11 protein-coding genes are annotated in these 8,371 nt (G+C 65.8%); 4 read left to right on the forward strand and 7 right to left on the reverse strand.

Features of this window, described 5'->3' with window-relative positions; genetic code table 11:
* Positions 1-350 (reverse strand): histidine phosphatase family protein (locus H8B02_RS42075; RefSeq protein WP_229171575.1); only part of this gene is annotated, 350 nt, incomplete at its 3' end.
* 252 nt (positions 351-602) lie between these two features.
* Between H8B02_RS42075 and H8B02_RS42080 the strand changes: the two genes are divergently transcribed.
* Positions 603-1,454, forward strand: a complete 852-nt coding sequence (locus tag H8B02_RS42080; RefSeq protein ID WP_229171576.1) for an SH3 domain-containing protein — start codon at positions 603-605, stop codon at positions 1,452-1,454.
* A gap of 152 nt (positions 1,455-1,606) precedes the next feature.
* Here H8B02_RS42080 and cobS read toward each other — a convergent pair whose 3' ends face one another.
* Entirely contained in the window at positions 1,607-2,359 is a 753-nt protein-coding gene (cobS, locus tag H8B02_RS42085) for an adenosylcobinamide-GDP ribazoletransferase (protein ID WP_229171577.1), read from the reverse strand.
* Between the two features lie 153 nt (positions 2,360-2,512).
* Here cobS and cobT point away from each other — a divergent pair, with 153 nt between their 5' ends.
* The 3 genes from cobT to H8B02_RS42100 all read left to right on the forward strand — a co-directional run bounded on the left by cobT (position 2,513) and on the right by H8B02_RS42100 (position 4,527).
* Positions 2,513-3,526, forward strand: coding sequence for a nicotinate-nucleotide--dimethylbenzimidazole phosphoribosyltransferase (gene cobT / locus H8B02_RS42090; protein ID WP_229171578.1), 1,014 nt, complete (start codon positions 2,513-2,515; stop codon positions 3,524-3,526).
* A 174-nt stretch (positions 3,527-3,700) separates the two neighbouring features.
* Positions 3,701-3,991, forward strand: a complete 291-nt coding sequence (locus H8B02_RS42095; RefSeq protein WP_016842535.1) for a hypothetical protein — start codon at positions 3,701-3,703, stop codon at positions 3,989-3,991.
* Between the two features lie 113 nt (positions 3,992-4,104).
* Entirely contained in the window at positions 4,105-4,527 is a 423-nt protein-coding gene (locus tag H8B02_RS42100; RefSeq protein ID WP_229171579.1) for a S49 family peptidase domain-containing protein, read from the forward strand.
* A 215-nt stretch (positions 4,528-4,742) separates the two neighbouring features.
* Here H8B02_RS42100 and H8B02_RS42105 read toward each other — a convergent pair whose 3' ends face one another.
* The 5 genes from H8B02_RS42105 to H8B02_RS42125 form a co-directional block, all read right to left on the reverse strand.
* Complete coding sequence (locus H8B02_RS42105; protein ID WP_229171580.1) at positions 4,743-5,153, reverse strand: VOC family protein; 411 nt, start codon at positions 5,151-5,153, stop codon at positions 4,743-4,745.
* Between the two features lie 80 nt (positions 5,154-5,233).
* Positions 5,234-5,770 carry an SRPBCC family protein gene (locus H8B02_RS42110; protein ID WP_229171581.1) on the reverse strand — a complete coding sequence of 179 codons (537 nt, stop codon included), beginning with the start codon at positions 5,768-5,770 and terminating at the stop codon, positions 5,234-5,236.
* 34 nt (positions 5,771-5,804) lie between these two features.
* Positions 5,805-6,215 (reverse strand): DoxX family protein, encoded by a 411-nt coding sequence (locus H8B02_RS42115; protein WP_176533584.1) that lies wholly within the window; start codon positions 6,213-6,215, stop codon positions 5,805-5,807.
* A gap of 199 nt (positions 6,216-6,414) precedes the next feature.
* The gene (locus tag H8B02_RS42120) at positions 6,415-7,692 is read right to left on the reverse strand and encodes an RNA polymerase sigma factor (protein ID WP_173638761.1); all 1,278 of its coding nucleotides are present in this window, start codon (positions 7,690-7,692) and stop codon (positions 6,415-6,417) included.
* Positions 7,689-8,057, reverse strand: coding sequence for a YciI family protein (locus H8B02_RS42125; protein ID WP_092126677.1), 369 nt, complete (start codon positions 8,055-8,057; stop codon positions 7,689-7,691). The genes H8B02_RS42120 and H8B02_RS42125 overlap by 4 nt, the downstream gene beginning before the upstream one ends.
* Positions 8,058-8,371: the final 314 nt, after the last annotated feature.

Genomic DNA, 8,371 nt, shown 5'->3' on the forward strand with positions numbered 1-8,371 from the left:
CTTTCGCCGCCAGGCGGCCGGTTGGTCGCCGGTGAATTCCAGAACGCGCGATAGGCCTCCGCGCCGAGCTCGGCCTCGATCCGGCTGTGGCGCCGACCGGTCCAGTCGCCAAAATCCTGCTCGCGAAAGGCATCGTCCGCCGTTGCCGTCAGGCCGAGCTTTGCTGCGGTCTCTCTGGTGCGCCGCGCCGGACTGCACAGCGCGACAGCGTCAGCCGGCAGCCGCGCCTGCAGCGCGGCGAAGGCCGCGGCATCGCCGAGATCCGCGGGCGCATCCGGCGCATGGATCACGCCGCGCGGACCGTCGACCGGCGCGTGGCGGATCAGCCAGAGATGCGTTTCGCGGTTCATCGCTGCAGGAGCCCTTCCATTCTGACCGGGGCGTGTACTCATGGACAGTTGATACCTGATTTATCGGGCAAGGCGGAAATGCGCTAACGTGCTCGGCACGAGCTGGTCCCCCTCCATTATCACGAGACCTCAAGCCCGCTATCATCCGGCCATTTTTTGGACAAGACTGACGGGAGTGCTGGGGGCTGATCGACCCTAACGGATAACCGAGTCGGCACGCTTGGGTGACATTGGATGGAAAGGGAAGCGCCAGTGAACTCCACCCCCACCCCGAACCCAGTCGAATCGAACGATGGCCTGGCCACGCGCGCCGACGAAAGACTCGCAGAAACCCACAAGCAGATCACGCGCGCCAATGAAGAGCTCGCGCGCTTGAGTGAACAGCTTGCAAGAATGGAGCGCGATGCCGCGTCCCCAGCTCCGGCGCAACCTGCCCCGCCTTCGGTCGGACCCAACCCTGCCGCTTCCGAGCCTGGCCCTACCTCTTCCGGACCTCGCTCGCGATCGCCGCGCCGAATGCCGGGGTTCCGTGCTCTCGCCGGCTTGTCGCTGGCAGCATGTATCGTTGTCGCTGCACTGGCTTTGCAGTCGTCGTATGGTAGAGGAGCCAAGCAGATTGTCGCCCGTTGGGTGCCTCAGCTCGCTTCAACTCCATCATTGCCCCCGGATAATCCGCCGCTTGCGGCGCAGCCCGCTCCACCCACCGTTCAGGTCGCAGCGGCAGACGCCGCTCCACCCCAAGCGACGCCCCCGGTTCAGACCGCACCGCCGCAGGACGCCGCGCCGACAGCCAATACAGCTCTTCCCGACCAGGCGCAGCTGCTGCAAACGATCGCCCGCAACCTCGAAAATGTGGAGCGAAGTATCGAGCAGCTCAAGGCGGACCAGCAACAGATGGCCCGCGCGAGCTCCAAAGCCATTGAGGAACTCAAGGCGAGCCAGGAAGAAATGAAACGAACGCTAGCGAAGGTCTCCGAGCCGAAGCCGTTACCGCTTCCGACGCCGCCGACTCCTGGCGTGCGCAAGCCCGAGCGGACGTCTCAGCCCCCGTATGCAAGAGCGCGGCCTCCAATCCCCAGGGAGTGGCTCTACGACGAATGGTGATGGTCGATGCAATGCTCATCGATGTCTTGTCCCGCAACAACGCCTCGATCTGCGCGGCTTCCAGTTCTGGCCCATAGCTGAATTTCGCGCCGGCTGTTGCGTGGGGTCGCATCATCTTCACGCGAACCGGGATCCGCTTCGCTCGAAACGCTCTAACCGAAGCGCGCCGCGAGCAACAGCAGGATCGCGGTCTCCGCAACCTGCTCTGCCCCGCCAAGCACGTCGCCGGTCTGGCCGCCGATCTGCCGCTTTGCCAGCAGCGCCATGATCAACGCGCTCGCGCCGGCCGCGATCGCCCCCAGCAGCGCGCTGCCGAAGGGCAGAGCGAGGAGTGCGATCACCAGCGCGATGCCGGCTGCGACCACCGCAATCGTGCCATCGGGCCGGCCGGCATTGGCCGCGAGCCCATCCTTGCGCGCGTAAGGCAGGCTGATCGCGATCCACGGCAACACGCCGCGGCCGAGCGCATGCGCGGCGATCAGGCACTGCACCACCATGCCGTTGGGAAGTGCCGCCAGCGCCGCAAGCCTGGTGGCAAAGCTCACCACCAGCGCCAGCGCGCCATAGGTGCCGAGCCGGCTGTCGCGCATGATCTCGAGCTTGGCCGCTACATCGCGGCCGCCGCCGAACCCGTCGGCGACATCGGCGAGCCCGTCCTCATGCAGTGCGCCGGTCAACAGCGCGCCGCCGCCGAGCGCCAGCGCCGCCGCGGCGAGGTCCGGGACACCGATCGTCCGCAGCAGCAGGCAGAACAGGCCGATCGCGGCCCCGATGCCGGCCCCGACCAGGGGAAACAGCCGCTGCGCCCGGGCAAAGCCCTCCGGCCGCGCGCCGTCCGGATGCGGCATCGGCAGCCGGGTCAGAAAGGCGATGGCGGTCCTGAGATCGTCGAGCCATTGATTCATGGTGAAGGCCTGAAAATTGAACTAAAGCGCGATGAGATCGGGCTGAATCTCATCGCGCTTTAGCTTCTTGTTTGAGCATGATCTTGTCGGAAAACCGCTTCACACTTTTCCGGATCATGCTTTAGTTTGCGGCCCGCTCGACGAGGGAATCGCATGCAGTTCAGTACTCTAGACGACATCCGCAGCTTTTGTCGCGAGCTGCCCGAAGGCGACGCGGCAAGCGCTACGGCGGCCACGCTGCGCCAGCAGAACCTGACCAAGCCGCCGGGCAGCCTCGGCCGGCTGGAGGAGGTCGCGATCTGGCTCGCGCGCTGGCAGCGGCGCGAGATCCCCCGGCTCGACCAGGTCACGATCGCCGTGTTCGCCGGCAATCACGGCATCGCCGAGCGCGGCGTCTCCGCCTTTCCCTCTGAAGTCACCGCGCAGATGGTGGCGAATTTCGCCGCGGGGGGTGCCGCGATCAACCAGATCGCCAGGCTTGCCGGGGCCGACCTGCGCGTCGAGCCGCTCGAGCTCGCACGTCCGACCCGCGATTTCACGATGGCGCCGGCGATGGATGGCGCCGATTTCCTCGTCGCCTTCGACACCGGCTGGCGCACGGTGCCGGAGCAATGCGATTTGCTCGTGGTCGGCGAGATGGGCATCGCCAACACCACGGTGGCCGCAACGCTGTGCGCGGCATTGATGGGCGGGCGCGGTGCGCGCTGGGCCGGCCGCGGCACGGGCGTCGACGATGCCGGCCTGCTGCGCAAGCGCACCGTGATCGATACCGCGCTGAAGCTGCATCGCAGCCTGCTCGACGATCCCCTCGCCGTCGCCGTCGCGCTCGGCGGCCGCGAGCTCGCGGCCATCGCGGGCGCCGTGCTGGCAGCGCGGGCAAGATCGATCCCGGTGCTGCTCGACGGCTTCGTCGCGACATCGGCGGTGCTGCCGCTGGCGCGGCTTGCGCCCAACGGTCTCGCACATTGCCGCGCCGGGCATGTCTCGGCCGAGCTCGGCCATCGCCAGCTGCTGCGCGAACTGCAGCTCGCGCCCCTGCTCGATCTCGAGATGCGGCTCGGCGAAGCCTCCGGCGCAGGGGTTGCGATCCTGCTGCTGCGCGCGGCGCTCGCCTGTCATGGCGGCATGGCGACCTTTGCCGAGGCCGGCGTCTCCGGAGCGGGCTAAAGCTGCAGGTTAGCCGAACAACTCCCCAAAAAGCCGGTGCATACCGCCCGCAAGGGCCGCAATCTTCGCGTGCGCAGCATGACCTCTGCGCGCCAGAGGCCTAACGTCTGCGCCGGTGGGACGCCATTCGGCGCCTCAGCCATGCTGAACCAGATACCGGGGAGAAATCGCGTCATGTCGGGAGTCCTCATCAATCTGATCATTCAAGTCATCAGCGGAGCCGTCGGCGGCAATGTCGCTGCCGGAGCGGCCAAGAACATCGATCTCGGCACGCTCGGAAACACCATCGCAGGCGCCATCGGCGGCGGCGCGGGCGGACAGCTTCTGGGCATGCTGATTCCGCTGCTCGCCAATTCCGGCGCGACGCCTGACATCGGCAGCATCATCGGACAGGTCGCCGGCGGCGGCGTTGCCGGCGCAGTGCTCACGGCGATCGTGGGCGCGCTCAAGAACCGGGCAGCCTGAGCCCGCCTGTCATCGCGAATGGGCATCGGTCTTGACGATGCCCCATTCGGGCGCGAGCCTTGTGGCTTCGGATGCGGCGGACCTCGACCGCATCGTCGGCAGGGATTGCGCTGATGAAAATGTTGGTCGCGGCGGCAGCCCTCTGCGCAACGATTGGCTGCGCACAGGCCGATGTCCGCATCCTCGCCAGCCCCGGCGGGCAGGTCGGCCCGTTCATCGAACTGTTCGACAAGGTGCGGGAGTCCGGCGAGCGCGTGGTGATCGACGGGCCCTGCCTGTCGGCCTGCACGCTGGTGCTTTCGATGGTGCCGGGCGATCGCATCTGCGTGACGCGGCGCGCCGTGCTCGGATTCCACGCCGCGCGTTCGATCGACCGGCGCGGCCGGACCTATGCAGAGCCGGAAGCATCCGAGGCGGTGCTGGAGGCCTATCCGGCGCCGGTGCGCGGCTGGATCGTGCGCCGCGGCGGCCTGACCTCACGCCTGCTGCTGCTGCGTGGCCGCGAGCTCGCGGCGATCTATCCGCGGTGCAGGTGAGAATTGCAGCTTGTAATGTGGGCAAAGGCACGTCGACGCCATGCCCATGCTGCGATCCCAAATCCGTCATCCTGAGGTGCGAGCGGAGCGAGCCTCGAAGGATGCACGGCCCGGATGGCTCAGCCCTCAGTCGCACAGCCGGGCCGTCGATCCTTCGAGGGCCGCTGAAGAAGCGGCCACCTCAGGATGACGGTCCCGACCGGGTCGCTTGCGGCCTACATCTGCTGCGGGCAGTTCACCATCCAGGGGATGCCGAACTGATCGACGCACATGCCGAAGCCGTTGGAGAAGAAGGTCTTGCCGAACGGCATGGTGACCGTGCCGCCTTCGGACAGCGCCTTGAAGCGGCTCTCGGCCTCCATGGGATCCTCGACCTGCAGCGAGACGTGAAACCCCTGCGGCTTCTGGAAGTGGCCGGGCGGGGCGTCGGAGGCCATGATGATCTCGCCGTCGATCGAGACCCTGGCGTGCATGATCTTGTCCTTCCAGCCGGGCGGCGTCTGCATCTCCGGATTGCCCTCGCCGTAGGGATAGGTTTCCTCGATCCGCGCACCGAGAACCTTCTGGTAGAAGTTCAGCGCGGCGCCGCAATTGCCGTCGTAGGAGAGATAGGGGTTGACCTGCATCACATGCTCCCTGGGCTAGATTCTCGTTTTGACGCGTTTTCTTCACGCGAACCGGAAACCACTTCGTTCGAAAACGCTCGCTATTTTTCAGTCAGCTTCTTCAGATTGGCGAGACCGACCTCGAAATCCTTGCCGATCATGTGATCCAGGTTCATGAACACCTGCATCACCTTCGACATGAAGACGGCCGGACCATACATGGTCCATGTGACGCTGGTCGCATCTCCCTGCGGCAGCATTGTGAACTCGGCGGTGTTGTGGCCCTCGAACGGCTTGAGGAAGTCGAGCTTGATCACGATCTTCGACGGCGCGGACGATTGCAGGATCTCCATGCGGCCGGTGCCGACATTCTTGTTGCCGTCCCAGGCATAGACCGCCCCCTGCCCGCGCCCGGCGCCGTCATAGGTGCGCTTCATGGCCGGATCCCGGTTCTCGTAGGGCGACCAGACCGTCCACTGCCGGAAATCGTCGATCAATGGAAAGATCCGTTCCGCCGGCGCATTGATGCTGGTCGCACGCGTGACGCGGAATGTGCTCGGCTTGGTCGCCGCGAGGACTAGGATGACGGCAATCGCGACCGCGAGGATGACAGCGATGATGGCAATGGTCTCGAACATGATGGGCTCCAGGTAGATGAATGAAGAGGATAGCTCAGCGGCGGAACGGAAGCAGCGCGCGCAGATTGCCGTCACGCAGATAGAGCCCGCCCCACACCATCAGGCCGAGATAGAGCCCGAACAGCGTGTGGCTGAACAGCGGGCTGCCGATCCGCACATGGGACGCGATCGCACCGCCGAGATAGCCGGTGAGCAGGATGGCGCCGAGGATCGAGGTCGGCGGCACCGAGTACAGCAGCGTGCAGACGATGGTGATGATGCCGAGGCTGCGCGCCAGCGTGTCGCTCGCACCAAAGCCCATCTTGTCCATGGTCTCGGTGACGACAGGCAATGGCAACAGCTTGATCGCGCCATCGAACAGCAGGAAAAGGATAACCACGCCGCTCATGACGCGGCCGGTGATGCGGGCGGGCTTTGAGACTTCGGTGTCGACGATCGTCGGCATGGCGGGCTCCGTAACGCTTGGTGATGCTCTGCCTCCATGACGAACGACAGGACGACGGGCCGACAAGGACGGTGAAGATTTTTTGAGATTCGTCATGGCCGGGCTCGTCCCGGCCATCCACGTCTTCCTGTTCCGCGGCATCCAAAGACGTAGATGCCCGGTACAAGGCCGGGCATGACGAGCAGCAATGTTGGGGGAGCTACTTCGCCTTCACATTGCGCGGCTGGCTGTCGCGCATCAGGCGGTCGATATGCATGCGGATATGGGCGGCTTCGGCGGTGGTGTTGGCGAGCGCGATGGCGCGGTCGAAGGTGACGCGGGCCTCCTCGTTGCGGCCGAGCTGCATCAGGAAGGCGCCGCGCACGCCGAAATAATGGAAGTAATTGGAGAGCCGCGGCGCTAAGGGCTCGATCATCTCGAGCGCGGCTTCAGGCCCCTTCACCTTGGAGACCGCAACGGCCCGGTTGAGCGTGATCACCGGCGACGGCTGCATGATCTCGAGCGCGCCATAGAGCAGGTCGATCTGGGTCCAGTCGGTATCCTCGGGCTTTTCCGCGCGGGCATGGAGTGCGGCGATCGCAGCCTGCACCTGATAGGGGCCGCTGCGGCGATGGCGCATCGCCTTGTCGATCAGGGCGAGGCCTTCGGCGATCAGCTTCTGGTTCCACAGGCTGCGGTCCTGGTCGTCGAGCAGGATGACCTGGCCGTCGGCATCGAACCGCGCGGCGGCGCGGGCGTGCTGCAACAGCAACAGCGCGGTCAGCCCCATGATCTCCGGCTCGCTCTGGAACAGCCGCAGCAGCAGGCGGGCGAGGCGAATCGCCTCCTCGCACAGCGGCGAGCGGATTTGAGCGGTGTCGCCGCTCGCCGAATAGCCCTCGTTGAAGATCAAATAGATCATCGCCGCGACCGAGACGAGCCGCTCGCTGCGCTCGACCGCGCCCGGCGTCTCGAACGGCACATTGGCGTCGGCGACGCGCGTCTTGGCCCGCGTGATGCGCTGCTCCATCGCGGCTTCCGAGACCAGGAAGGCGCGCGCGATCTGCTTCACCGACAGGCCGGAGACGATGCGCAGCGCGAGCGCGATCTGCTGGGTCGCCGGCAGATCCTTGTGACAGCAGATGAACAAGAGCCGCAGGATATCGTCGCGGTAATGCGAACCATCGAGCCGCTCGGCGAGCTCTTCCTCGGCGTCGCCGAGGTCGGAGATCGCTTGGTCGTCGTCGGGCAATGCCTCCTGCTTCTTGCTGCGCCTGATGTCGTCGATCGCGACATTGCGGCCGACCATGATCAGCCACGCCGCGGGATCGCGCGGCGGGCCGTTCTGCGGCCAGCTTTTCAGCGCCCGCAGGCAGGCATTCTGAAAAGCTTCCTCGGCGGTATCGAGATTGCGGAAGTAGCGCAGCAGTGCGCCAACCGCCTGGGGACGCGCCGACGTCAGCGCGGCATCGATCCAGGCGGTGTCGGTCATGCTCACGCCTTTGCGCTCCCCGGAGTGAAGTAGCCGACCGGGCGGATCTCATAGGTGCCGCCGGGATTGGCCTCGCCGAGGTCGCGCGCGATGTCGAGCACCTCGTCGAGGTTCTTGCCCTCGACCAGATAGAAGCCGAGCAGTTGCTCCTTGGTTTCGGCGAACGGACCGTCGAGCACCAGCGGCGGGTTTTCCTTGCGCAGCGTGGTCGCCGCGGTGGTCGGCAGCAGCCGCGCCACCGGGCCGAGCCGGCCCTGCTTGGCGAGCTTGTCCTGCACGACCGACAATTTCTGCATGACCGAGGCGTCGTGTTCCTTGCTCCAGGAACCGACCATGTCTTCGTCATGATAGCAGAGGATGGCGTACAGCATCGAAAAGGCATCTCCGTTCATTGCAAGAACGAACGATTATGCCCGCTGCCGACAGGTGGAGCGAAAGAAATTTAAGTTCCGGATGTCGGCGATGGATTTGGCCGACGCTTCATGGCGCGCCGCGACAGACCGAAGGCTGAGGCCACGGCGATGGCGCGTCAGGTTATCACCGTGACGACGATGCTGCGATCACCAATAGACGCCGTAGCGGGCGGCGATCCGGCGCGCCTTGGCTTCGTCGCTCTCCCGGCGGTTGGAGTGGCTCCTCTTCGCCGGCCGCGACGCCTGCGGCTGCCGGGCCTCCGCAGGCTGCG

This window comes from Bradyrhizobium altum (assembly GCF_020889705.1).
Classification (GTDB): Bacteria; Pseudomonadota; Alphaproteobacteria; order Rhizobiales; family Xanthobacteraceae; genus Bradyrhizobium; species Bradyrhizobium altum.